The following is a 20,830-nucleotide window of genomic DNA, read 5'->3' on the forward strand; positions in this document are numbered from 1 at the left end:
CTATTTCGCCCTCCCGGCAAAACCGCGCGGGAAGATGCAGATGATGGCGATAACGGCGAGATAGAAGAAGAATTCGCCGAACTCAGGCATCAGGTAGCGGCCTGTCGTATCGATGCCGCCCAGCACGAGACAGGCAATCAGCGCACCGGGGATCGATCCCGCGCCGCCCACTGAGACGACGACGAGGAAGGTCACCATGTAGCGCAGCGCATAGTAGGGCTCGACCGGCAGCAGCTCGGCTCCGACGACGCCGCCGAACGCGGCAAGGCCAACGGCAACCGCGAAACTCAGCGCGTAGATGATCTCGGTGCGCACGCCGAGGGCCGCCGCCATCGATGCGTTGTCGACGGAGGCGCGCAGTTTCACCCCGAAACTCGTCCGTTCGATCGTGAACCACAGCGCGATGGCAACGCCCAGTCCGCAGACGATCGCGAAGAGGCGATGAACCGGGATGGTGCGGAAGCCGAGATCGGCCGAACCTTGCAGCCCCTGCGGCAGCGGAATGGTCTTCAGCGTCGGCCCCATGACGTAGTTGGCGATGCCGATGATGCAGAACGTGATGCCGATCGTCATCAGCACCTGCGTCAACTCGGGCGCGCCGTAAATCCGGCGGTAGAGGAAGCGTTCGATCGGGATGGCAATGATGATCGTGCCGATGACGGCGGCGATGACGCCGATGCCGTAGCCAAGCCCGAGATCGCGCACCGCGTAGGAGGCGATATAGCCGCCGATCATGGCGAAGGCGCCGTGGGCGAGATTGACGACCCGCATCAGGCCCATGGTGATAGAAAGGCCGATCGAGATCACGAACAGCACCATGCCATAGGCCAGCGCATCGACGGCTATGCTGAAGACGGTTTGCATGGGTTTGGTGTGGTCCTTGTTCTATACGAGCGGCGACTAGCAGCCCTTGCGCCGCGTGGCCCCCTCATCCGCCCTTCGGGCCACCCCGGGGTCGAGCCGCTCGTCTCGACCCGTCCTTCGGACCCCCGATGGGAGAAGGGAAATTGGAGCGCTACGGTCGCTTCCCCTCTCCCCCAGCGGGGAGAGGGTAGGGTGAGGGGGCTCACGGCACAACGTCTAAGCCGAAAATCCTTACTTCACAGCAGCAAGGCCCGGATCGCCCTGCTTTTCGAAGGTCTGGATTTCCTTGTTGATGTATTTGCCGTCGGCATCCTTGGCGACTTCGCGCAGGTAGATGTTCTGCGTGATGTGGCGGCTTTCCGGATCAATCGAGACCGGGCCGCGCGGGCTCACCCAGGCGAAACCCTTCACCGCTTCAACAGCCTTTGCCGCGTCCTGCTTGCCGCCGGTTGCCTCGATCATCTTGTAGATGACATGCATGCCGTCATAGGCGCCGACAGCCGGGAAGGTCAGTTCGGCCGGGTTGCCGATCGCCTTACCGGCGGCTTCGACGAAGGCCTTGTTCTCGGGCGAGTCGTGGGAAACCGCGTAGTGGAAGGTGGTCAGCATGCCGAGCGCGGCATCGCCGAGCGCCGGAAGATCGGATTCCTGCGTCAGATCGCCGGGGGCGAAGAGCTGGATGCCGCCGGTCTTCAGACCGTTTTCGTTGTAAGCCTTGACGAAGCCGAGCGTCGTCGGGCCGGATGGCAGGAAGGCGAAGACGCCGGTCGCGCCGGAGTCCTTGATGCGCTGCATGATCGCGCTGAAGTCGTTGGTGGCGAGCGGCATGCGGATCGCTTCCACGACCTCGCCGCCAGCCTTTTCGAAACCGGCCTTGAAGGCATTTTCCGCGTCAACGCCCGGGCCGTAGTCGCTGACAACGGAGATCACCTTCTTGACGCCCTTGTCGAAGGCGACCTGCGCCATCGGCGTCGAGGTCTGCCACGTCGTGAAGGAGGTACGCACCACGAGCGGGCTCTTGGTGACGATCGCCGAGGTCGCAGCGTTCATGATAACCAGCGGTGTGTTGGCCTGCTTCAGGATCGGGGTGACGGCCATGGCGTCAGGCGTGAAATAGAAGCCGGCCAGGTACTGGACCTTTTCCTTGACGACCAGTTCCTGGGCAAGCGCCTTCGACTGCGCCGGATCGGCGGCGGGGAGGTCGCGATAGATGACCTCGACGGTGTTGTCGCCGACCTTGCTGCCGTTGGTCGCCATATAGGCGTCGATGCCTGCCTTGAAGTTCTTGCCCTGCAGGGCGAACGGACCGGAAAACGGTCCGACGACGCCGACCTTGATCGTATCCGCATAGGCGCCCGAGCCCATGAGCATGGCCGCAACGGCGGCCAGAAGCAGCTTCTTCATTCTTTCTCTCTCCCTTTTTCGGCGTACTCCAGCGCCGTATTAGCTCGCAGCTAAAACTTTTCGCGCTAGTTTGTCATGCGAAACGGTAATGTAAAATGAAATAAATGCCAGAAGTCATGATCGAACGGTTATGAATTCGCGGCGCCAAGGCTCTGGATGTTATCCGCAAGCTCGCGTGCAAGACGAAGGGCAGCCCCGGTCGCCACAACCATCTGCGGCAGGACGAGCCATTCCAATGTCCAGGCCGCGCCGGAGCGTTCCTGCTCATGGACCATCGACTGGTGGATCGCCGAGATTTGAGTGGCGTTAAAGCGCGCCAGCGCCACCAGCGTCTCGGCGGCAACAGGGTTCTGCTTGTGCGCCATGGCCGACGAGCCACCGCCGCCGCTCAGCGCAATCTCGTCCCCCGCTTGCGCCATCAGCGCGATGTCCTGGCCGAACTTGCCGAGGCTGCCAGTCACAAGCGACAGCAGTCCGGCGAATTCGGCGATGAAGGCGCGCTGGCTCTGCCATTGCGGCAGATCGGCGAGGCCGAGTTCCTGGGCGAGCGAACCGCGCACGGCGGCCGCCTTGCCGCCAAGTTTTTCCAGCGTGCCGGCAGCACCACCGAATTGCAGCGGGAAGCGCAGCTCCGTCAGCTTCTCGCGATAGGTGTCGAACGGTGTTCGCCAGGCATGCAGCCGGTCGGCAACGGTGATCGGGATTGCCGCCTGCATGCGGGTGCGGCCCATCAGAGGCTTCGCACCGAGGCTGGTTTCCAAAGCGGCAAGCCTGACTTCGATGGCGGTGAGCCGTGCCGCAAAGATGAAGGCCACGGGTTTCAGCCGCAGCATCAGGCTGGTGTCGATTACATCCTGGCTGGTAGCCCCAGTATGGACGTGAGGGCTGGTCTCGCTTGCAGCGGCGCGCAACTGGCGTACCAGCTCGGGGATGACGACGCCATCGCGGGCGGTGGCAGTGCGCAGGGCCTGGATATCGGCGGCAAAGCTTGTGCATGCGGCGGAAATGGCTTCGGCAGCGGGCGGGGGTATGACATCATGAGCCGCCTCAGCGCGCGCCAGCGCCGCCTCGAACTGCAGCATGGCGCGGATATCGGCCTCGGCGGTGAAATAGGCGGATATCTCCTCGTCACCGAGTAGGCCGGAGAGGAAGGGATGGTCGAAGGCCGTTGCGCTCACTGTCGTCTCTTCTTTCATGGCCGGCCACTGCCGCCGTATGGCGGCAGAAAGCCTTGAGCCCGTCGAGACGTCAATAGCGTTCACGCGTCAGCCTATGCCTTGGCTGGCTTCTCGACGGGCAGGATCTTCGTTTCGCTGGTCTCATCCACGCCGCGCGCCTTGGCGACGAAGGAGAACTTCTTGCGCATGCCGAGAATGGGTTTCTCGATCATGTGCCAGGAAATCACCGCCACCGCCATCGCCGCGCAGATGCCGATCGCATAAAGCGCCAGCGCTCCGGTTTTCGGAACCAGGAAGACACCCGGCGCCAAGCCGATCAGGATCTGCAGGAAGGGGTCGTGATAGAGGTAGACGCCGTAGGAATAATCGCCCTTGTGGAAGACGGAGGGCAACGGAACCGGTGTCAGCCCGATGAAGATGGTGATGTAGACCAGCGCCGGGATGACGATGATGCGGTTCGGCACCGTCTCGATCGACGAGCTGTTGAGCACGAAGACCGCGGCAATCGCAATCGCGGCGCAGACGGCAAGCAATATGCGGCTGTGCGGGATCACGTCGCGCAGCTGATAGGCAAGAATGCCGAGCAGGAAGGCAAAGACCAGCTGGGCGCCGCGGCTGACGAAGACCGTACCGAGCACCAGATTGACGCGGTAGGGCAGGTGCGGTCCCAGGGCCTGGATCAAAAGACCGGCGGCGATGAAGCCTGCAGTCAGCAGCGCCGTCTTTCGCCAGGACGAGATGATCGAGGTCATCATCAGGCCGGACATGATGATGTAGCAGAAGATCTCCCAGGGGACCGTCCACAATGCGCCGTTGACGCGATGCGTCGGGTTGTTATCGAAGACGCCCGGCAGGCTGTAGTGGATCCAGCCTATGATGTTCAGGAAATATTTGAAGAAATCGGCGCTTGAGAAATAGACGCTGAGCGCGACAGGCGTCAGCAGCGGGCCGATGATCAGGGCGCAGACGACGATATCGACGGCAAGCGCCGGCACGATACGCAGCCCGCGGTTCAGGAGGAAGTTCTTGAGACTCAGCCGCTGGGCGCTGCCTGCAATCAGGAAGCCGCTCAACGCAAAGAACATCGGCACCAGCGCATATTCCGCAAACCACAGTGGCGTGGAGCGGAAGAATTCGTCATTGCCGGTCAGTAGGAAGGAGTGCGCGAGGACAATTGAAAAAGCGAGCGCGATTCGCAAGAAATCAAAACCTGGACCGAGGCCCCTATGCGCCGCCAGGACGTGTCCGAAAGTTTTCTGCATGTTTCCACCATCAACGTTTCAGCCCGCCCGTTTCATACCGCGGCGCAGCATGAATGCCAACCCGCTTTACGCGGATGCAGCATGGAAAATACATTCCCGGTTGTATCTTGAATTGCGCGTGCTTAACGAAAGCCAGCTGTTGCCGGATTTCCGAGATCAGGCGAAAATCCAGCAGCAGTAATGCTTGTCAGATATCGAGAAAGACTGTCTCGTTTTCTCCCTGCAGGCGGATGTCAAACGCATAGGTTGCGCCATCGCGTGCGGCAATAAGTGTCGCCACGCGGTCGCGGTGCTCGATCCGCTGCAGCAGCGGGTCGGCGGCGTTGGCTTCCGATTCTTCCGGGAAATACATGCGGGTGTGCAGGCCGAGATTGATGCCGCGTGCGACAATCCAGAAGGTGATGTGCGGCGCTTGTTTGCGCCCGTCCTTGAACGGCACCTTGCCGGGCTTGATGGTCTCGAAGCTGTAGACGCCGTCCTCCGCCCGGGTCGGGCAACGGCCCCAGCCGGTGAAATTCGGATCGGCGGCGCCGCGCATTTCCGAGGGGCTGTTATAGAGCCCGGCGCTGTCGGCCTGCCAGATCTCGATCACCGCATCGCGCACCAAAGCGCCGGCACCGTCGAAGATCCGGCCCGTCACGGTGATCCGCTCGCCCGTCGTCTTGTCGTTGACCATCGCGGTGCCGAGGTCGCCGTCATAGACACCTGATATGTCGCAGAAATTCGGCGTGAGACCGATATGGACATAGGGTCCCGCGGTCTGCGATGGCGTTTCCTTGAGGTAACGGATTTCCCGGGCCATCAGTTGCCCTCCAGCTTGTTCTCGAACATCGTCGAGCGGCGGCCGCGCAGCACGATGTCGAATTTGTAGGCGCGGCTATCCATCGGAATGGTGTTGCCCCAATCCATGGGGGCGATCAGCTGTTCGATCGCCGCCTTGTCGGGGATCGTGCTGACGATCGGACACTTCCAGATCATCGGATCGCCTTCGAAATACATCTGGGTGATCAGGCGCTGCGAGAAGCCGTGGCCGAAGACCGAGAAATGGATATGTGCCGGGCGCCAGTCGTTGACGCCGTTCGGCCAAGGATAGGCGCCGGGCCGCACGGTGCGGAAATAGTATCGGCCTTCCTCGTCGGTGATCGCCCGGCCGCAGCCGCCGAAATTCGGGTCGATCGCTGCCAGATAGCTTTCCTTCTTGTGGCGGTAGCGCCCGCCGGCATTGGCCTGCCAGAACTCGACCAGCACGCCGGCCTGCGGCCGCCCGCGCTCATCCAGCACCTGGCCGTGAACGATGATGCGCTCGCCGATCGCGCTCTCGCCGGGCTTGGCATAATTGTGGAGCAGGTCGTTATCGAGTTCGCCAATCATGCCGTGGCCGAAGACGGGGCCGGTGATCTCGGAGATCGTGCCGTCGAGAGACAGCAGGGCGCGCTGCGGCGAACGCAGGATCGAGGTCTTGTATCCCGGCGCAAAGGCAGGCGGATGCCAGGCGTGGTCGCGGGCGAAAAAGGCGCCTGTTTCGGGCTTGCGGTTCGGTATGTCGGACATGGCTTCCTCTTATGCCGCCTTATCAGCGTCCATCTGTTCGAAGACCTGCTTGGCAATCTTGATCGCGTGATTGGCCGCCGGAACACCGGCATAGATCGCCACATGCAGCAGCGCCTCGCAGACATCGTCGCGGCTGGCGCCTGTATTGACTGTGGCGCGCACATGCATCGCCACTTCATCGTCCTGGCCGAGAGCGGCGAGCAGCGCGATGGTGACGATCGAGCGCTCGCGCTTGGAAAGCGTTGGGCGCGACCAGACATGACCCCAGGCGGCTTCGGTGATCAGGTCCTGAAACGGTTTGTCGAAATCCGTCGATCCGGCCTCGGCACGGTCGACATGGCTGTCGCCGAGCACGGCGCGGCGCGTCGCCATGCCCTGCTTGTAGCGCTCGGAGGCGCGCGAACTGTCACTCATGGGCTCTTTTCTCCATGCAATGCGAAATCGATGAATGCGCGAATGACTGACGTCAGCGCTTCGGGCTGCTCGATGCAGGGGATGTGGCCGGCATCGAGAATGATTTCGAAGCGCGCGCCGGGGATCAGTTGCGCCAGCGACTTGACGAGGTCTGGCGGTGTCGATCCGTCCTGAGCGCCGACGATGCAGATCGTTGGTACGGCGATGGTCTTTGCCGCTTCGGTAAAGTCGGCGTCGCGCACGGCAGCGCAGGTCGCGGCGTAGCCGGCCACCGGCTGGCGGACCAGCATGTTGCAATAGCCGTCATAGGCGGTGTTCTCAGGGCGGCGGAAGGCCGGCGTGAACCAGCGCTCCATGATCGCGTCGCACATGCTGGCTATGCCATTCTGCTCGACGGCCGCAATGCGGTTGTTCCAGCTCTCGGCCGTGCCGATCTTGTGCGCGGTGTCGCAGAGGATCAGCGCGCTGACGAGATCGGGACGCTGCTGGTAGAGCGACTGCGCGATCAGTCCGCCGACGGACAGGCCGCAGATGATGGCCTTCTTGATATCCAGCGTTTCGAGCAGGCCGATGAGATCGGACGCGTGGTCCTCGATCGAATAGGGCGTCTGGCCGACATCGGAAAGGCCATGGCCGCGCTTGTCATAGAGCAGGATGGCGAAATCGCCTGCCAGGCGGACGACGACATCACGCCAGATCCGGAAGTCGGTGCCCAGCGAATTGGCAAAGACCAGGACCGGCTTGTCGGCGGGGCCGCCGATAACCTGATAGTGAATGGCGATGTCGTTGACGCGGGCAAACTGCACTGGAAACTCCTCCGGACAGGAAATTGAATGTTTAATCTGGTTAGGTAAAATGATATTTCGTGGCTTTCCGATAACTCCGGAGTTATGTGATCGATGATCGACAGCCGCATAAAGTTCCGCCATCTGCAAACCTTTGTCGAGGTCGCCAGGCAGAAAAGCGTGATGAAGGCGGCCGAGCTGCTGCATGTCAGCCAGCCCGCGGTGACCAAGACGATCCGTGAGCTGGAGGAGGTTCTCGGCGTCGAGGTCTTCGAGCGCGACGGCCGCGGCATCAAGATCACCCGTTACGGCGAAGTATTTCTGAAGCATGCCGGTGCTGCTCTGACAGCGCTGCGGCAGGGGCTCGATTCCGTCACCCAGGAGCGTGTCGGCGACGCACCGCCGATCCGGGTCGGGGCCTTGCCCACCGTGTCGACGCGCATCATGCCGCGGGCCATGGAGCTGTTTCTCAAGGAGAATACCTGGAGCCGGCTGAAGATCGTCACCGGCGAAAACGCCGTGCTTCTGGAGCAGTTGCGCGTCGGCGATCTCGATCTTGTCGTCGGCCGTCTTGCCGGGCCGGAGAAGATGACCGGCTTCTCCTTCGAGCATCTCTATTCGGAGCAGGTGGTCTTTGCCGTGCGCGCCGGCCATCCGCTGCTGAAGACCCGGCAATCGCATTTTGCAGCGCTCGCCGATTACACGGTGCTGATGCCGACGCGGGCTTCGATCATCCGGCCCTTCGTCGAGAGTTTCCTGATCGCCAACGGTGTGCCGAGCCTGCCGAACCAGATCGAGACCGTTTCAGACAGCTTCGGCCGCGCTTTCGTGCGTGCGAGCGATGCGGTCTGGATCATCTCGACCGGCGTCGTCGCCAAGGATATCGAGGATGGGGTTCTGGCGGTGCTGCCGATCGATACCAGCGAGACGAAGGGCCCGGTCGGCCTGACGATGCGCACCGATGCGATCCCGTCTCTGCCGCTGTCGATCCTGATGCAGACGATCCGCGAGGCGGCAGACGAGGTTTCGGCGAAGACCTGACTTTTACCAGGCGAGCGCTTTGCGGCCGATCAGTGCTCCAAGCGTTGCGACGATGACAATCGCCAATCCGTACCAGACGGCAACGAAGAGTGCGCCGTCGTTCTTGCAGACGAAGGCATAGGCCGCCCCGCCGATCGTTCCGGCAAGGAATCCTGCCGACAAACCGGCGCGCAGGGGCTGCGTCGGCACGCCGCGCTTCAGCACGCCGAGAGCGGCAGCAAGCGCCGGAAGCGATAGAAGCACGATAGCGCCGACGCAGCTTGGCACAGCACCGCCATGCCGGCCCAAAAGCGGAAAGCTGGAACCATCGAGTGCCAGCCCCATGGCGAGCACCAGGAAGCCTGGAATGAGCATCATCCAGGCAGCGCCGCCGCTGTCAGGCTCGCCCGCCCGGCGAACCAGCGCCAAGCCGCCAGCGGCCAGAAGCAGCATCGTCGCGAACTTGAAGAGAAACGGCGCGCCAATCAGAACGGCAGGCAGATTGGGGCGGATGCCGAACAGGCCGAGCGCCAGCGCGATCGACAGCAGCAGTGAGAAACCGCCCGCCAGCATCAGCAGACGATCGAAGCGCAGGCCCTGCGACGGTTCCTCCTCGGCGGCTTCGCGCGCCAGGCTGCGGATCAAGGCGGATGTGTCTTGGGCGGATTTCATGATTTGCCTTTTCTTGCGTAGCCAGGCCCCGGATCGGCAAAGGCCGTCAGGCGCTGAAGCGCGCGATGCAGGGTGACGCGGACCGCGCCCTCGCTGGTCTTCAATCTCGCAGCCGTCTCGCGAACCGACTGCCCCTCGATCGCCAATGATGAGACGACGTCGCGCTGGCCGGAAGAAAGGCTCGCAAGCGCCCGGTCCATATCAGGCATGTGGCGGTCGCCCTGATCGGGTGCGGCGATGACATCCGAAAGCTCGTCGAGCGTCACGTCGCAGCGGTGGCGCGCCTCGCGGCTGCGCTTGCGCATGGCGTCGCCGATCTTGTAGCGGACGATTGCGTGCAGCCAGGGTAGGAAGGGCCGGCTATCGTCCCAGCGGTCGCGCATCATGTGCAGGCCGAGCAGGGCTTCCTGAACGATATCTTCTGTCTGGTCGGTCCCCATGCTGAGCCTTGTCAGCTTGCGGCCGACGAGCACGCGCAGCGTTCGCCCGATATCTTCGAGCAGCGCTTCGTAGGCTCCGGCATCGCCGCGGCGAGCAGCGCGCATGGCATCCGCCCAATTGTCTTCGCGAGGGGTCATGATCGTCTTTTCGCTGTTGTCAGCGTTTCGTTACATGGACTGGTGAAAAAATTGAGGCCGTCACAAAAGCGTGATAGTGTTGCGGACCTGAAATGCCGGTCGAATAGGGCTTTTGAAGCGACGTGCTTCATCACGAAACGATACGGACGTCAGATCATGAACATTTTCCAGAAGGCCGCTTTTGCTGCGGCAACATTTATTGCTGCGGTCTCTTTTGCCGGTGCCTCCTCGGCAGCCGGTGAGGCGCCGGTCAAGGCGCGCAACGTCGTGCTCGTCCACGGCGCCTATGCCGACGGCTCCAGCTGGTCGAAAGTCATCCCGCTGCTGCAGAAGGCCGGGCTGCATGTGACCGCGGTGCAGAACCCGCTCACCTCATTTGCCGACGACGTTGCCGCCACCAAGCGTGCTCTTGCCCTTCAGGACGGCCCGACCGTGCTCGTCGGCCATTCCTATGCCGGCATGGTGATCAGCGAGACGGGCGTCGATCCCAAGGTCTCGGCCTTGGTCTATGTCGCCGCCCGTGCACCTGATGCCGGTGAAGACTATCCGGCGCTTGCCGCAAAGTTCCCGGCTCCTCCCGCAAGCAAGGGCCTGGTGCATAGCGGCGGCTTCGCGCAGCTGAGCGAGGATGCTTTCGTCCATGATTTCGCGGGTGATTTGAGCAAGAAGGACGCGCTCGCGCTCTACGCCGTCCAGGGCCCGATCTCCGATACGCTGTTTTCGACCAAGACGACGCAGGCTGCGTGGAAGACAAAGCCGAGCTGGTACGCCGTTTCGAAGAACGACCGGACGACCAATCCGGATCTCGAGCGCTTCCTTGCCAAGCGCATGAACGCCACCAGGGTCGAGCTCAATTCCAGCCACGTATCGCTGATTTCTCATCCGCGCGAGATCGCCAATCTGATCCTCGCGGCCGCCGGATATCCGGTTAAAAAATGAAGGCAGCGGGGCCGGACGCAGCCCGCGTCCGGCCCCGAATAGCCGGCTCACCAACTCCCGGCTGAGCTGCGGTGGCGCGTGCGGTGCACAACAGTTGAATTTGCCCGCACATTAAGCCAAACTCATATTTCCAGGGCACTCGGCAAAAGCTTGCTTTGCCGAGCATTATTCGTATTTTTGGTTGCATTAATATCTCGCACGAAGGATGCGAATCAGGGCGGCGCAACTCAAAGGTTGAAATGGCTTTTCTCGTAGAAACGTTTGGACGTCTGCGGCTTGCCGACGCGGAAGGCAACGATATTGCTTTCCCCGAGAAAGGCCTGTTGCTCGTCGCCTATCTGCTGACGCTCGAAAAGCATGCGGCGCACCGCACGATGGCTGCCGATTTTCTGTGGGGCAATGAGGATAAGGCGATCTCGCTGTCCAACCTGCGCAAGACCATCTCGCGCATCAAGGCCCGCCAGGAGCAGCTCGGCACCGAATTCCTGACATTCACCGAAAGCTCCGTCTCCCTCGATCCATCGTCGCTGAGCGCCGACTTCGTTGCGCTGCAGGCAACAGGCGAGCCGATGGCCCGGCTGGCGAAGCTAACGAAAGCAATGGGCCAGCCTTTCCTGGGGCAGGTCAATTGCCAGAGCCACGTTTTCGATGGCTGGCTGAAGGATCAGAACTACCGCCATTCCGGCGTGCTTCAGGATACGCTGAAAGCGGTTTCTTTTCCCGTCGAAACGACCGAGGAATGGGAGGTTCTGAGGAAAGCCGGGCTTCTGGTGTTTCGCGACGAGCCGAAAGACCCGGACATGCTGCGCCTGCTGCTCGATATTTTCGATGCGCAGGAAGAGGTCGAATATATCCGCGACTATATCGAGAAGCGGAAAAATTCGATCGCGCGCGGCCTCGATGCCGTGTCGCCCGCCGTTGGCAATGGCAGCAGCAAGCTGGAAGCAAGACCGGTAGGTACCGCAGCAGGGGATGGGATCGAGGGTCTATCACTGGAAAGGGCAGGGCGCCCGGCCATTCCCCGCCTGGTGCTGCTCGCGCCGCGTAACCTCTCCAGCAATCCGCAATCGGTGATGATTGCCGCCTCGCTGATCGAGGATATCACCATCGGTTTCTGCGCCTTCAACAGTCTGCAGGTCATCGCGCCGCATTCGGCCGTACAGATCGGCCATCAGAGCGAGGATCAGGCCGCCTTCTTCGAACGGCACGCCGTCAATTATGTGCTGGAAACCCAGATCACCGGTTTCGACGAGGTCAAGCTCTTCGCGCAGCTGATCTTCTTCGACGACAACCAGATCGTCTGGGCCGAACGCTTCAGCCTCAATCAGGCCGATCTCTTGCGCGACAGGCGGGTGATCTCACGGCGCGTGGCGCTGTCTGTTTCCAGCGAGATCGAGCGGCATGAGGCGACGCGCTCCTATCTTGAGCTCAATCCGGCCGCCTACCATCAATATCTGGTTGGCAAGCAATACCTCGGGCGCCTGACGCTGCCCAACCTGCGCCGTGCGCGCAAGGAGATGCGCTCGGCGCTGAAAGCGACGCCCGATTTCGCCCCGGCGCTGAGCTCGACCGCCAGAACCTATTCGAAGGAATGGTTGCTGACGGCCCGCGGCGATATGGAACTTCTGAAGTCGGCAGAGGAATTTGCGACCAAATCCATTGAAGCCCGCAACGATCTGGCCGATGGCTACCGCGAGTTTGGTGTCGCCAAGTTGCTGCAGGGCGCTTTCGACGACAGCGCAGAGGCGATGGAAATCGCCGAAACCCTGTCGCCGCACTATGCCGACGTCATTGCCGACCATGCCGATACGCTGGTGCACTGCTCGCGCCCCGGCATGGCGTTGCAGAAGATCGAGCGCGCAATCGAGCTCAATCCGCTGAGCCCCGATCCCTATCTCTGGACTGCGGCCGGCGCCAACTACGCGCTCGGCGAGTTTTCCGCGTCGATCGACTATATCAGCCAGATGAGCGATCCCAGCCTGGCAGACAGACTTGCTGCCGCCAGCTGGGCGATGCTTGGCAACAAGGACAAGGCGCGCGTTCTGGTGCGCCGCGTCCGCGAGGCCAATCCGAACTTCGATGTCGATAAATGGTTGTCCGCCGTTCCGAGCAAGGAACAGTGGCACAAGGACCTTTATCGCGAAGGACTGAAGAAGGCAGGCTTTTAACGTCAACTCTGGAAGAGGGAATAAGAGCATGACCAAAGTTGTTGTAATCAGTGTTGAGGGTGAAAAGGGGCTCTGGGTGGCGGATCTCGGCCGTGGCACGGTCACGCCGCTGAGCGTGCCGAAGGCTGGCGCACTCGCCGAGGCTGCGGCGCTTGCCGCCAAGGGCAGCGTCATCACCAAGGGCGTCAATCTGGCCGTTGCCGTCAAGTCGGCGGATACTGTCGCGGCCGGCCACTACGACGGCTAGTCGCGCCTCAAGACAACCAGCATCAAAATCGCCGATGTGAGCAGCGAGCGGCGCTGCTCACACAGGGTGGTCGTGCGCTTTGGAGCGCTATTCCACCGGCCCGCATGGGACGCGCCGGGCGATGCCAAAAAAACCGCTACTTGAGCGGCTTCGAGTAAATCCGGTGATTGGGAGATTGCCGGTAGCTGGCTGACCGGTAGTAGTCCGCGGCGACACCCTCATTTTGCGACAGCAGCCAGGTGCTCGAAAAACCGGCTGCCAGAGCTTCTTCTTCCAGCAGCTTCAGCAGCGCTGTGCCGATGCCCTTGCCTTGATGGGCAGGCATGACGGCGATCTCCGGAATATAGAGCATGCAACCGGTTGCCGCGGTGTGCGGATAGCCTATGGCAAAACCGTGAAGATCCTCGCCATCAAGCGCGCCGACCCCGAGCCAGCCCGGTGTCGTCGACAGTTCCACCATCCGGGCGTTGGCCCGTTCGATCGTCCAGTGTTCGTGCCATGGCGCGGCACTATAGGCTTCGACGATGATGGCGGCGCCCTGAAGCGCCTGGTTTTTATTGATCCGCTTGAAAACGACTGTCATGGCCACTGTCTAACGAAGCACCAAGGGCGATGCTGATGAATATTATGAGCGCCGGTCCTAAACAACTGGTTGCTGTATTTTTTACCGCTCAATTGTGGTCTAAAGTTGTGAATGGTGCCGTTCTACACGTCTTTTCCCGGTGCCGCGACAATTTGACGGAGCACTAATCTTCAAGACGAAGCGATCGCCGCCTGCCATTGTCGCCTATCGGCGATTGGAGGGCACATGCGCATAGGCTTCATCGGTCTCGGGATCATGGGGACGCCCATGGCCCTCAATCTGGTGCGATCGGGGCGCGACGTCATCGTCTGGAACCGCTCTGCGGAAAAGGCAGCCGTTGTCGAAGCTGAAGGCGTCGAAGTGGCGGCAAGCGTCGCGGCCCTTTTCGCCAGCGCTGATGTGATCATCCTGATGCTGGCGACGGATGTGGCAATCGATGCGGTTCTGCAGCGCGGAACCCCTGCCTTTGCCAGCCTCGTTGCCGGGCGCACCCTCGTTCACATGGGCACCACGGCGCCTGATTATTCAAAGACACTGGAAGCGGACGTGCTTTCAGCAGGAGGTGCCTATGTCGAGGCGCCGGTCTCAGGATCGCGTGTTCCGGCCGAGGCTGGCGAGCTTGTGGCCATGCTGGCCGGAGCGCCCGAAGCAGTGGAAATCGTGCAGCCCTTGCTTCAGCCGCTCTGCCGCGATGCGATTGTCTGCGGCGTGGTTCCCAATGCTTTGTTGATGAAATTGGCGGTCAACATCTTCCTGATCTCGACTGTGACAGGTCTTGCCGAAGCCGCGAATTTCGCCGCCAGCCACGGCCTCGACATGCAGCTCTTCAAGCGGATTGCCGACGGCGGCCAGATGGCGAGCGGCATCTCCAGGCTCAAGAGCGCCAAGCTTGCCGAAGGCGATTTCTCGCCGCAGGCCGCGATCTCCGACGTGCTGAAGAACAATCAGCTGGTTGTCGAGGCCGCACGGCGCTTGGGGATAGCTTCACCACTGCTCGATGTCTGCCGCGCGCTTTATGCCGAAACAGAAGACATGGGTCTCGGAGGGCTCGACATGGCTGCCGTTATCAAGGCGATCGTCGCCCGCGCGGCGAAATCCTAGGCCGGTTTCTCCGTGGGTTTTTCCACGGCCGCCAGCGCTTCCATCAGCGCCGCCTTGACCTTGCTCCTCTCGCCGGGCTCCAGCTGCGACATGTTGAGGTGGAGATCCAGACCGGCAAAATGCTCGCTCATCACCCTTGAATGACCGTCGTTGCCGACAAGCAGGCCCTGCACCTCGTACGGCACGATATCGCGCTGGATACCTTTCATCGTAATCGGCGCCAGCGGTACGGCGTCGACGATATCCTCCACCAGCGCATAGGTTTCATAGCTCATGACGATCTTGCCGCCCTCGGCGATCGATTGCAGTCGCGCCGCCAGATTGGCCTCGGCGCCGATGATCGTGTAGTCCATGCGATCGGTGCTGCCGAAATTGCCGACATTGCAATAGCCGCTGTTGATGCCCATGCGCACGATGAAGGGCTCGGCCGTACCGTCGCGTCGCCATTTCGCCTTCAGTTCGCCGAGGCGTTGCTGCATATCAACGGCCATGCGCAGACAGGCTTTTGCATCTTCTGCCGCCCCCTTGGTTTCGGGGTCGCCGAAGAAAACCAGGATCGCGTCGCCGATGAACTTGTCGACGGTGCCGCCATGTTTCAGCGCGATCTTCGACATCTCCGTCAGATATTCGTTCAGCATCTCCGTCAGCGCTTCCGGCTGCAGCCGCTCGGTGGTTGCGGTGAAATCCTTGATATCGGAAAAGAAGATCGTCAGCCGCTTGCGCTCGGTCTGGATGACGACGTCGCGCTGGCCGCTGAAGATGCTCTTGTAGATCTGCGGCGAGAGATAGCGCGAGATCTTCAGCGAGATGCTGGCCAGGAACTCGTTGGTGGATTCGAGATCGCGGTTGAAGGCGTGCAGCACCGAAGCCTGGCGGCGCTGCATGACGATGAAGGACGCGCCAAGTACCGCGACGCAGATGAAATAGGCGAGCAGATATTTGAAGGCAAAGACATTGGCCGCAAAGGGCTGACGGATGATCACTTCCTGAATGCCTCTGACATCGCCTACCTTCCAGTCGGTCTTCGGGCTCTCCGGATGGGTGTTGTGGCAGGCGACGCAGGCAGGCCCCATCAGCACGGGCGTGACGAGACGGAAGATATTGGTGAAGCCCGAACGCTTGTTCTCCGTCATCGTCTGCTTCGGATTGGTGCGAAGCGCGGTGAGCGCATCGCTCTCGAATTTGTCCAGATCGTGCGATGCCCGGTTTTTGAAGGGAAGATCGGAGACGAAGCGGTAGGTGATATTCGCCTGCTGCTCCTTGATGACGTCGCCGAGTTCCAGCGATAGCGTCGCCGGTATCGGAATGGCGCCGGGAATATTGGCGTAGTTGTGGGAGAGGACCGTCCCGTTTTCCTGGCCGGCCGCGTGGGTTGCGAGAATCCGGCCGACGACGTTGGTCGAGTAATAGGAGCGGATACTCGTGATCAGCGAGCTCATGTCCTGCGCCTGCCGGTGCACGGCATCGCGCGACAGTGTGCTGACATCAAGCCAGGCCGCAAGCGGCAGGCCGGCGAGCATGATCAGCGTCACCAATCCGATCAGATGCGCGTTCTTGCGCGCTGTCGATATTTCCTTTTCCCGCGTCGCCACGATCTGCCCCACCCGCTGATCGATATCAAAACCCAAGGGTGACAGGATCGGCCATCGTATTTCAGTTGTCGAGCATATTCATCGGTGGGCCGCCTTCCGTGGATGGCGGAAGGCGTGTCGTCAGTAGGGCAACCCGACATAGTTTTCGGCAAGCGCGGTCGAGGCGGCGGTCGAATGGGTCAGATAATCGAGTTCGGCTTCCTGGATCCTCTGGCCGAAATCGCCGGTATCCGGGAAGCGGTGTAGCATCGTCGTCATCCACCAGGAGAAGCGAACGGCTTTCCAGACGCGCGACAGGGCGCGCTGCGAATAGACATCGATCCCGGCGCTTGAATGCTCGGCGTAATATTCGGCGATGCCGGAGAACAGGTAATGGACGTCGCTCGCGGCGAGATTCAGCCCCTTGGCTCCGGTCGGCGGCACGATATGGGCCGCGTCACCGGCAAGGAACAGCCGCCCGAAGCGCATCGGCTCGGCGACGAAGGAGCGCAGCGGCGCGATCGATTTCTCGAAGGACGGTGCCGTCTGCATCGCCTCGGCGTGATGGGCAGGCAGGCGGCGGCGCAGCTCGTCCCAGAAACGCTCGTCGCTCCAATCCTCGATCTTCTCGTCGAGCGGACACTGGATGTAATAGCGGCTGCGGCTTTCCGATCGCATCGAACAGAGCGCAAAGCCGCGCGGATGATTGGCATAGACGAGCTCGTGGCTGACAGGCGCGACATCGGCCAGGATGCCGAGCCAGCCGAACGGATAGATCTTCTCGAAGGTGCGGATCGCCTTCTCCGGCACCGCCTTGCGGCTGGCGCCGTGAAAGCCGTCGCAGCCGGCGATGAAATCGCAGTCGATGCGGTGCGTCACGCCGTCTTTGTCATAGGTAACGTAGGGCGCGGCACCGTCGAAATCGTGAGGCGTCACATTGGCCGCTTCGTAGATCGCCAGCGCGCCGCTCGCCTCGCGATGTTCCATCAGATCACGGGTCAACTCCGTCTGGCCATAGACCATGACGCGCTTGCCGCCGGTCAGTCCATGGAGATTGATCCGGTGATCCCTACCATCGAAGGCGAGCGAAAAACCGTCATGCGGCAAGCCATCGGCATGCATGCGCGCGCCGGATTTCGCCCGGTCCATCAGCCCGACGGTACCCTCCTCGAGCACGCCAGCGCGAACCCGGCCGAGGATATAATCCTTGGCGGCGCGGTCGAGGAGGACGTTGTCGATCCCGGCATCAGTCAGCAGCTGGCCGAGCAGCAGACCGGCGGGGCCTGAGCCGATAATGGCGACTTTGGTGCGCATGGTTCCTCCTTGCATCCTCTTGCCCGGATTTTGCGGAACGCGGTGGCCCGCAGCAATGGACATTTCGCGCCAGAAATTGCACTTATCGAACGTGGCAGGAGGATGCGGCCATGACGAAATTCGTCCCGACCTATGAGCTCTATGGCGAGAACACCGGCAGAAATCCCGATTTCTGGCTGCATTGCGAGACGATACCATCGCGCAGCAGCTTGCATCATTGGGAGATCAAGCTGCATCGTCATGAGAGCTTCTTTCAGATCTTGTACATCAGCGCCGGATCCGGCGATGCGATCTTTGGCGCAGAGCGGCATGAGATCACGCCCAACACGGTGATCACCGTGCCGCCGGGGCTGAACCATGGCTTCCGGTTCTCGAAGGATATCGACGGCTTCGTCATCACCGTGCTTGCGTCGCATCTGAAGGCGCTGCCGGGTGGCCGCAGCCCGCTTGGCGAATGGCTTGCCCGCCCGCATCTGACGAGCCTGCACCGGGACGATCCGGACGCAGTCTATGCCGGGCAGACGCTCTCACGCCTTGGTGCCGAGTTCGCGGGACGTGGCAGTGGCCGCGCCGATCTGCTGGAAGCCTATGTGACGATCGCGCTGCAGCTGACGATGCGGCTCTCCGGCAGTGATGCCGGGCAGGCTGGCGACGAAAACGGGCGGCGGATGGAATTGCTGAACGGCCTGATCCAGCAGCATCTGAGATCCCACCGGCCGGCCGCCTTCTATGCCGGTGAGCTCGGCGTCTCCGCAACGCATCTGAACCGCATCGTCAAGGCAGCGACCGGGCAGGGCACGCATGAGATGATTGCGCATCGCCTGACCGATGAGGCCAAACGCGAGCTGGTCTTCACCTTCGGCAGTGTCCAGGAAATCAGTTACCGGCTCGGCTTCGCCGATCCCGCCTATTTTTCCCGCTTTTTCCTGAAGCAGACGGGCGAGACGCCGCGGGCCTGGCGGATTGCCGAGCGGGCGAAGCTCGGCATGTGATCAGCGCAGGACCAGGCGAAGGGCGGCCTGTGTTTCCTTCAGCAGCGGCAGATAGCGCGCTGCCATCTCCGACGCTGCAACATGAGCGGCGGGGGCGCCGATGTTCAGCGCGCAGATCAGCTGGCCGCGATCGTTTTCCACCGGTACGGCGATCGAGCACAGGCCGAGCTCCAGTTCCTGATCGATAACCGCATAGCCCTGAGCGCGGACGCGCTGGAACTCGGCGATCAGCCTTTCGGGATCGGTGATCGTGCGCGGCGTACTGGCCTTGAGATCGCTGCGGGCGAGAACGGCGCGCGCCTCGGGCTCGGGCAAGGCGGCCAGCAGCACGCGGCCCATCGAGGCGCAATAGGCGGGCAGGCGGCTCCCCGGCGTCAGGTTGATCGACATCACCCGCTTCTGCGAGGCCCGTGCGATATAGAGGATCTCGGTGCCGTCGAGCACCGAGGCCGAGGCACTCTGCCCGGCCTTATCCGACAGCTGATCGAGATGCGGCTGCAGGATGGCGGGCAGCGGCGTCGCCGAGAGATAGGCGTGGCCGAGGCGCAAAACCTTCGGCGTCAACGTGAAGAACTTGCCGTCGTAATCGGCATAGCCGAGTTCGGAGAGCGTCAGCAGCGAGCGCCGCACCGTTGCGCGGTCGAGGCCGGTCAGCTTCGCGGCATCGGTAATCGATAGCCGCTGATGCATCTCTCCGAAGGCTTCGATGACCTTCAGGCCTCTCGCAAAGCCGCTGACGAAGTCCGTTTCGCGCATTCGATCCGGTCCAGAATCTCTGTTGCTGGCTCGATCGAGCCTAGCGGTTTGCTAGCACGGCATTGCTCTCCGGCAAAGCTGGGCGCCCGCTATCGGAAGTGGACTTCAAGATGCTGGCGATCTTGCGCGACGACCCGGCAGGCGGTTTCGAAGCGATCGCCGGGAATGCCTAGGGTGAATTCCGGCGGGATGCCCGTTGCGTTCGAGACGGCAAGGCTGGCGCCATCAGGTCCGAGAGAGCGGATCGTGCAATCGAATGTCGAGCGCCTGTCATTGAAGATGATCACGCCCGCTTTGAGCACCCGGCGCCGCTCGCCGGCTTCTGATGACGAGGCCGGGGCGGAGGAAGCGCAGCGATTCCGGCCCGCCTGCTTGGCCCGGTACATGGCGGCGTCCGCCTGCGCCAGAAGCGTATCGATGTCCTTGGCGATGATCGACATGCCAGTTATTCCGAAGCTCGCCGTAACGCGGATCGCGTTGTCGGCAACGGGAACCGGACTGGCCTCCAACGCGCCGCGCAGCTTTTCGGCCACGGCGAGAGCCGCGTCCCGATCGGCATGCGGCAGCAGCACCGCGAATTCTTCGCCGCCGAGCCGCCCGAGGATATCGCCGGCACGAATTTGTTCCCGGCAGGTCGCGGCAACCGCCTTCAAAACCGCATCGCCAGCCGAATGGCCATAGGTGTCGTTGACCTTCTTGAAATGGTCGACATCGAGCACGATGCAGGCCGCATCATGCTGATGCCGGGTGGCAAGCGAGAGAAGGCGGCGTGCTTCCTCATTGAAGGCCCGGCGGCTGAGGACGCCCGTCAAGCTGTCGGTCGCGGCAGAGCGTAGCAGCTCGACGCGATCCATCGCGATACCGGCGATTTCTTCCAGGATGCCGAGGTCCTTGCTGCCGAAAGAACGCGGTCTGCGGTCGATGGCGCAGACCGTTCCGACCGTATGGCCGTCGCGGGTCTTCAAGGGAACGCCGGCATAGAAGCGGATATGAGCCTCGCCTGTGACCGCAGGATTGGCCGCAAAGCGCGGATCGCGCGTGGCATCCTGGACGACGATCGGCTGTTCGTCATCGACGACATAGCGGCAGAAGGTGTCTTCCCGCGGCATCTCGTCGTTGGTCAGGCCTGAGCAGGCCTTGTACCATTGACGGTGCGCATCGATGAACGAGACGATGCCGATATCGACGGAGAAGACCTGCTTGAGGAGACGGACGAGCCGTTCGAAGCCCTCGTCTCTCGGCGTATCGAGCATATCAAGCTCGTCAAGCGCATTGAGGCGCTCCAGCTCGCGCTGCGCCGCCTCGACCGATGATCTGCCAAATGCCCTAGCAACCGCCATTTGCCACCTCTTTTGCGAGCAAATATGCGGGCTAATTGTAAATAACGGGTAATGTTTCCAAACCACATCATATAATCATCGGTGCGATATA

Annotated in this window: 21 protein-coding genes; 6 read left to right on the top strand and 15 right to left on the bottom strand. The window is 61.8% G+C overall.

Annotated features, from left to right (window positions below):
* The 8 genes from AC1DV9_RS04060 to pcaD all read right to left on the bottom strand — a co-directional run bounded on the left by AC1DV9_RS04060 (position 1) and on the right by pcaD (position 7,479).
* A complete protein-coding gene (locus tag AC1DV9_RS04060; RefSeq protein ID WP_477942257.1) occupies positions 1-864 on the bottom strand; it encodes a branched-chain amino acid ABC transporter permease in 864 nt (287 codons plus the stop codon).
* A 231-nt stretch (positions 865-1,095) separates the two neighbouring features.
* On the bottom strand, positions 1,096-2,268 hold the full coding sequence (locus tag AC1DV9_RS04065; RefSeq protein ID WP_477942256.1) for an ABC transporter substrate-binding protein: 1,173 nt from the start codon (positions 2,266-2,268) through the stop codon (positions 1,096-1,098).
* Positions 2,269-2,396: 128 nt separating this feature from the next.
* Complete coding sequence (locus tag AC1DV9_RS04070) at positions 2,397-3,446, bottom strand: 3-carboxy-cis,cis-muconate cycloisomerase (protein ID WP_477942254.1); 1,050 nt, start codon at positions 3,444-3,446, stop codon at positions 2,397-2,399.
* Between the two features lie 92 nt (positions 3,447-3,538).
* Positions 3,539-4,708: an acyltransferase family protein gene (locus AC1DV9_RS04075; RefSeq protein WP_477942253.1), complete on the bottom strand. Its 1,170-nt coding sequence runs from the start codon at positions 4,706-4,708 to the stop codon at positions 3,539-3,541.
* A gap of 187 nt (positions 4,709-4,895) precedes the next feature.
* On the bottom strand, positions 4,896-5,510 hold the full coding sequence (gene pcaG, locus AC1DV9_RS04080) for a protocatechuate 3,4-dioxygenase subunit alpha (RefSeq protein ID WP_477946308.1): 615 nt from the start codon (positions 5,508-5,510) through the stop codon (positions 4,896-4,898).
* Positions 5,510-6,259, bottom strand: a complete 750-nt coding sequence (gene pcaH, locus AC1DV9_RS04085; RefSeq protein WP_477942250.1) for a protocatechuate 3,4-dioxygenase subunit beta — start codon at positions 6,257-6,259, stop codon at positions 5,510-5,512. Before pcaH ends, pcaG begins: the two co-directional genes overlap by 1 nt.
* Before the next feature lie 9 nt (positions 6,260-6,268).
* Positions 6,269-6,673 (bottom strand): 4-carboxymuconolactone decarboxylase, encoded by a 405-nt coding sequence (gene pcaC, locus AC1DV9_RS04090; RefSeq protein ID WP_112386671.1) that lies wholly within the window; start codon positions 6,671-6,673, stop codon positions 6,269-6,271.
* Positions 6,670-7,479 (bottom strand): 3-oxoadipate enol-lactonase, encoded by an 810-nt coding sequence (pcaD, locus tag AC1DV9_RS04095; protein ID WP_477942248.1) that lies wholly within the window; start codon positions 7,477-7,479, stop codon positions 6,670-6,672. Before pcaD ends, pcaC begins: the two co-directional genes overlap by 4 nt.
* A gap of 93 nt (positions 7,480-7,572) precedes the next feature.
* On the opposite strand from pcaD, the gene pcaQ reads away from it, so the two are divergent.
* Positions 7,573-8,499, top strand: a complete 927-nt coding sequence (gene pcaQ, locus AC1DV9_RS04100; protein WP_477942246.1) for a pca operon transcription factor PcaQ — start codon at positions 7,573-7,575, stop codon at positions 8,497-8,499.
* A gap of 3 nt (positions 8,500-8,502) precedes the next feature.
* Here pcaQ and AC1DV9_RS04105 read toward each other — a convergent pair whose 3' ends face one another.
* Both AC1DV9_RS04105 and AC1DV9_RS04110 read right to left on the bottom strand, forming a co-directional pair.
* Complete coding sequence (locus tag AC1DV9_RS04105; protein ID WP_112386674.1) at positions 8,503-9,150, bottom strand: NrsF family protein; 648 nt, start codon at positions 9,148-9,150, stop codon at positions 8,503-8,505.
* Entirely contained in the window at positions 9,147-9,728 is a 582-nt protein-coding gene (locus AC1DV9_RS04110; RefSeq protein ID WP_477942242.1) for a sigma-70 family RNA polymerase sigma factor, read from the bottom strand. The genes AC1DV9_RS04105 and AC1DV9_RS04110 overlap by 4 nt, the downstream gene beginning before the upstream one ends.
* A 156-nt stretch (positions 9,729-9,884) precedes the next feature.
* On the opposite strand from AC1DV9_RS04110, the gene AC1DV9_RS04115 reads away from it, so the two are divergent.
* The 3 genes from AC1DV9_RS04115 to AC1DV9_RS04125 all read left to right on the top strand — a co-directional run bounded on the left by AC1DV9_RS04115 (position 9,885) and on the right by AC1DV9_RS04125 (position 13,082).
* Positions 9,885-10,667, top strand: a complete 783-nt coding sequence (locus AC1DV9_RS04115) for an alpha/beta fold hydrolase (protein WP_112386676.1) — start codon at positions 9,885-9,887, stop codon at positions 10,665-10,667.
* Positions 10,668-10,906: 239 nt separating this feature from the next.
* On the top strand, positions 10,907-12,835 hold the full coding sequence (locus AC1DV9_RS04120; RefSeq protein ID WP_477942239.1) for a hypothetical protein: 1,929 nt from the start codon (positions 10,907-10,909) through the stop codon (positions 12,833-12,835).
* Positions 12,836-12,863: 28 nt separating this feature from the next.
* Complete coding sequence (locus tag AC1DV9_RS04125) at positions 12,864-13,082, top strand: hypothetical protein (RefSeq protein ID WP_112386678.1); 219 nt, start codon at positions 12,864-12,866, stop codon at positions 13,080-13,082.
* Between the two features lie 136 nt (positions 13,083-13,218).
* Here the strand turns inward: AC1DV9_RS04125 and AC1DV9_RS04130 are convergent, their stop codons facing one another.
* Positions 13,219-13,665, bottom strand: a complete 447-nt coding sequence (locus AC1DV9_RS04130) for a GNAT family N-acetyltransferase (protein WP_442209072.1) — start codon at positions 13,663-13,665, stop codon at positions 13,219-13,221.
* A gap of 225 nt (positions 13,666-13,890) precedes the next feature.
* Between AC1DV9_RS04130 and AC1DV9_RS04135 the strand changes: the two genes are divergently transcribed.
* The gene (locus tag AC1DV9_RS04135; RefSeq protein ID WP_477942238.1) at positions 13,891-14,766 is read left to right on the top strand and encodes an NAD(P)-dependent oxidoreductase; all 876 of its coding nucleotides are present in this window, start codon (positions 13,891-13,893) and stop codon (positions 14,764-14,766) included.
* Here the strand turns inward: AC1DV9_RS04135 and AC1DV9_RS04140 are convergent.
* Together AC1DV9_RS04140 and pobA are read right to left on the bottom strand one after the other, a co-directional pair.
* The gene (locus AC1DV9_RS04140) at positions 14,763-16,286 is read right to left on the bottom strand and encodes an adenylate/guanylate cyclase domain-containing protein (protein WP_477946380.1); all 1,524 of its coding nucleotides are present in this window, start codon (positions 16,284-16,286) and stop codon (positions 14,763-14,765) included. The two genes, AC1DV9_RS04135 and AC1DV9_RS04140, sit on opposite strands and share 4 nt — an antisense overlap.
* A gap of 192 nt (positions 16,287-16,478) precedes the next feature.
* Complete coding sequence (pobA, locus tag AC1DV9_RS04145) at positions 16,479-17,651, bottom strand: 4-hydroxybenzoate 3-monooxygenase (RefSeq protein WP_477946309.1); 1,173 nt, start codon at positions 17,649-17,651, stop codon at positions 16,479-16,481.
* Positions 17,652-17,761: 110 nt separating this feature from the next.
* Here pobA and AC1DV9_RS04150 point away from each other — a divergent pair, with 110 nt between their 5' ends.
* A complete protein-coding gene (locus AC1DV9_RS04150) occupies positions 17,762-18,643 on the top strand; it encodes a helix-turn-helix domain-containing protein (protein WP_112386682.1) in 882 nt (293 codons plus the stop codon).
* On the opposite strand, the gene AC1DV9_RS04155 is transcribed toward AC1DV9_RS04150, so the two are convergent.
* Both AC1DV9_RS04155 and AC1DV9_RS04160 read right to left on the bottom strand, forming a co-directional pair.
* Positions 18,644-19,399: an IclR family transcriptional regulator gene (locus tag AC1DV9_RS04155; RefSeq protein ID WP_112386683.1), complete on the bottom strand. Its 756-nt coding sequence runs from the start codon at positions 19,397-19,399 to the stop codon at positions 18,644-18,646.
* An 89-nt stretch (positions 19,400-19,488) separates the two neighbouring features.
* A complete protein-coding gene (locus AC1DV9_RS04160) occupies positions 19,489-20,739 on the bottom strand; it encodes a sensor domain-containing diguanylate cyclase (RefSeq protein WP_112444353.1) in 1,251 nt (416 codons plus the stop codon).
* Between the last annotated feature and the right edge of the window lie 91 nt (positions 20,740-20,830).

It is taken from the genome of Rhizobium sp. 01L410 (assembly GCF_056400165.1).